Origin of the sequence: Micromonospora tarensis, assembly GCF_016803395.1 — a bacterium.
GTDB lineage: Bacteria > Actinomycetota > Actinomycetes > Mycobacteriales > Micromonosporaceae > Micromonospora > Micromonospora tarensis.
In genome coordinates this window covers 1-3,347 of sequence record NZ_JAEVHL010000407.1, presented here as the reverse complement: position 1 = coordinate 3,347, position 3,347 = coordinate 1, and the positions used below count along the sequence as shown (strand labels likewise).

Below are 3,347 nucleotides of genomic sequence, written 5' to 3'. Positions count from 1 at the left end.
CGGCGGTGGCGGACGCTGCGCGGTCTTCTCCAGTGCCCGCAGGGCGGCGAGCGCGCCGGCCGGGTCGGCCGCCGGCGCGGTGGTCGGGGCGGCGGGGGTCGTCGACGGTAGGGCGACGCCGATCACCCTGGCCAGCTCGGCGGCGTGCGCGCTGTGCGCCTCGGCGATCGGGTTGAGCCGGTCGGCGAGGTCGGGGTGCGCGGTCGCGCTCGTCCGGTGCGCGGCGGCCAGCGCGAGTGCCTCGTCCACCATCGGACGCAGCGGGTCCGGAGGTGGCGCCGGTTGATCGTCGCGGTCGAAAAGATCACAGCCGGTCAGCGGCGCGACGGCACCCCCGACGGCCAGCAGTGCCCCGGCGCGCAGGAGCTTTCGCCGGGAATGCCCGGATGCCTGGTGGCGCTCTGTCGTTCTGCCGATCCCCACCGGCCAAGTCAACACCATGCGCGCCGGTCCGGGGGCCACCGGCGTCGGTGCGCCGCCCGGCCCACGGCCGGGCAGGCGCGTTACGCTCTGCGCAGCCGCCGGCGTGTCCACTCCGGTGGCGTGCCGGCATGGCGGGACGACCGGTCGCCGTCGACCAGGGAGAGGGTGCGGAGATGACGCAGCGTGGCCGTGCCACCAGGCCGACGGGTCGACCCCGCGATGGCGCGGGTCCCCGTGGCGGTGACCTCGCCGCGCGGCGTGCCCGACTGCGGGCCGTGATCGAGCCGGTGGTCACCGAAGCCGGCTACGACCTGGAGGACCTGTCGGTTTCCCGGGCCGGCCGCCGGCACGTGGTGCGGGTGCTGGTGGACGCCGACGGCGGGATCGACCTGGACGCCGTCGCGGACGTCTCCCGCGCGGTCTCGGTGGCGCTGGACGCCGCCGAGGAGGCCGGTGGCGACATCGTCGCCGGCGAGTACCAGCTGGAGGTCAGCTCGCCCGGGGTCGACCGCCCGCTCACCCTGCCCCGGCACTGGCGGCGCAACGTGGGTCGACTGGTCAAGGTCACCGTCCGGGGCGCGACCGGGTTGCCCGGTCAGCGTGGCGAGCAGCCCGCCGGCGACCGGCAACTGACCGGCCGGGTGGTCGCGGCCGACGACGAGGGTGTGCGGTTGGAGACCGACGACGGTCCCGCCGCCTGGGCGTACGCCCAGCTCGGTCCGGGCCGGGTGCAGGTCGAGTTCACCCGGCTCGCCGAACTCGGTGAGCCGGAGGACGAGTTCGACGACACGGACGATTCAGACGAGATTGACGATTCAGACGAGACCGACGAGTCAGACGACATCGACGACGAAGATGATGTGGAGGACGAGGAGAGGTGAACATCGACCTCGCGGCGCTGCGCGCACTCGAGCGCGAGCGGGAGATCCCGTTCGACACGATTCTCGCGGCGATCGAGACCGCGTTGCTGACCGCCTACCGGCACACCGACGGGGCCGAACCGCACGCCCGGGTGGAGATCGACCGTAAGTCCGGCGCGGCCCTGGTGTACGCGCAGGAGATGGACTCCGACGGCAGCCTGGTGCGGGAGTGGGACGACACGCCGCACGACTTCGGCCGGATCGCCGCCATGACCGCCAAGCAGGTGATCCTCCAGCGGCTGCGGGAGGCCACCGACGAGGTGCACTTCGGTGAGTACGTGGGCCGCGAGGGTGATCTGGTCACCGGCGTGGTGCAGGCGCACGAGACGCGCACCGAGAAGGGCATCGTCAGCGTCGACCTGGGCAAGCTGGAGGGCGTGCTGCCGCAGTCCGAGCAGGTGCCCGGCGAGCGGTACGCGCACGGCGAGCGGGTCCGCTGCGTCGTGGTGCACGTCGCCAAGGGCATGCGCGGGCCGCAGATCACCCTGTCCCGGTCGCACCCGGCGCTGGTCAAGAAGCTGTTCGCGCTGGAGGTGCCGGAGATCGCCGACGGCACGGTGGAGATCGGCGCGATCGCCCGTGAGGCAGGTCACCGCACCAAGATCGCCGTCCGCTCCACCACCCCGGGAGTGAACGCCAAGGGCGCCTGCATCGGTCCGATGGGCCAGCGGGTGCGCGCGGTGATGAGCGAGCTGCACGGTGAGAAGATCGACATCATCGACTGGTCGGACGACCCGGCGACCTTCGTCGGCAACGCGTTGTCGCCGGCCAAGGCGCTGCGGGTCGAGGTGGTCGACCTGGCCGGGCGAGCCGCCCGGGTGACGGTCCCCGACTTCCAGCTGTCGCTCGCGATCGGTCGGGAGGGGCAGAATGCCCGACTCGCGGCCCGATTGACCGGTTGGCGGATCGACATCCGCTCGGACGCGGAGCAGACCGCTCCGGCCGCGCGTGGGGCAACTGATCACGTGCGGGAGCCGGGCAGCGCGATCTCGGGCAGCTAGGGGTAGACTTCCTCCAGTGGTACGACGCGCGCAGCCGGAGCGCACCTGTGTGGGTTGCCGGCAACGTGCGCCGGCCAGCGAATTGCTGCGGGTCGTCGCGGTGAGGGGCGAGGCTGGTCACAGCCTCCGGCCTGACCCGCTCCGCAGGCTGCCGGGTCGGGGAGCGAACATGCACCCGGATCCGGCCTGCTTCGCGCTGGCGGTGCGGCGCCGCGCCTTCGGGCGTGCGCTGCGCAGCACCGAGGTCCTTGACCACGGTGTGCTGGCGGAGCACGTCGATGCGCCAACCACTACGTCCGGTCAGCCCGACCGGGCGAGGGTCGCTAGCAGGGTAGGACGACCGACATGAGCACACGATGAAGTCCCTGAAATGACCAGGCTTCAAGTGCACGAGTGAGGTCGCTGCGGGTGCTGCCCGCACGACCTCGGAGTGAGGAGTGCAGTGGCAGGCAAGGCCCGCGTACACGAGCTTGCAAAAGAGCTCGGGGTCGAGAGTAAGACCGTTCTCGCCAAGCTGAAGGAAATGGGCGAGTTCGTGAAGTCCGCGTCCAGCACCGTCGAGGCGCCCGTCGCCCGGCGGCTGCGTAACGCATTCGTCGCGTCCGCCGGTGCCCCGGCTCCGGCCGCCCCGTCGGCGCCCGCGTCGACGCCGGCTTCATCCCCGACCCCGACGCCGACTCCGACCCCGGGCGCGCCCCGGGTCTCGGCCAAGCCGATGCCGCCTCGGCGGCCGGCCGCGCCGACACCCGGTCCGAAGCCCAAGGGTCCGGTGCCCGGTGCGCCGCAGTCGGCGGCCCCGGTCGCCAAACCGGCAAGTGCCCACGACATCGAGGTGGCGGCCGCCGAAGCGCGCGCCGCCGCGTTGAAGGCTGAGCAGGAGGCCGCGGTCAAGGCCGCGCAGGCCGCCCGCCAGCAGCAGCGGGAGAACCCCGTCCGCCGGGAGCCTCCGGCAGACGTGGCAACCGCCCCGGCCCCCGGCCGGTCCCGCGGCGATGCCGCCCCG

At 73.1% G+C, this 3,347-nt stretch carries 4 protein-coding genes and 1 pseudogene; 4 read left to right on the top strand and 1 reads right to left on the bottom strand.

Annotated elements, in window-relative coordinates:
- The coding region (locus JM949_RS34740; protein WP_238434427.1) for a hypothetical protein at positions 1-441 on the bottom strand (441 nt) is incomplete at its 3' end.
- 155 nt (positions 442-596) lie between these two features.
- Here JM949_RS34740 and rimP point away from each other — a divergent pair.
- From rimP to JM949_RS34720, 4 genes and pseudogenes are all read left to right on the top strand, one after another.
- A complete protein-coding gene (gene rimP, locus JM949_RS34735; RefSeq protein WP_203152286.1) occupies positions 597-1,304 on the top strand; it encodes a ribosome maturation factor RimP in 708 nt (235 codons plus the stop codon).
- The gene (gene nusA, locus JM949_RS34730) at positions 1,301-2,344 is read left to right on the top strand and encodes a transcription termination factor NusA (protein ID WP_203152285.1); all 1,044 of its coding nucleotides are present in this window, start codon (positions 1,301-1,303) and stop codon (positions 2,342-2,344) included. Before rimP ends, nusA begins: the two co-directional genes overlap by 4 nt.
- A gap of 16 nt (positions 2,345-2,360) precedes the next feature.
- The gene (locus JM949_RS34725; RefSeq protein ID WP_203152283.1) at positions 2,361-2,693 is read left to right on the top strand and encodes a YlxR family protein; all 333 of its coding nucleotides are present in this window, start codon (positions 2,361-2,363) and stop codon (positions 2,691-2,693) included.
- Between the two features lie 93 nt (positions 2,694-2,786).
- Positions 2,787-3,347, top strand: a pseudogene (locus tag JM949_RS34720) (translation initiation factor IF-2 N-terminal domain-containing protein); the annotation flags it as partial.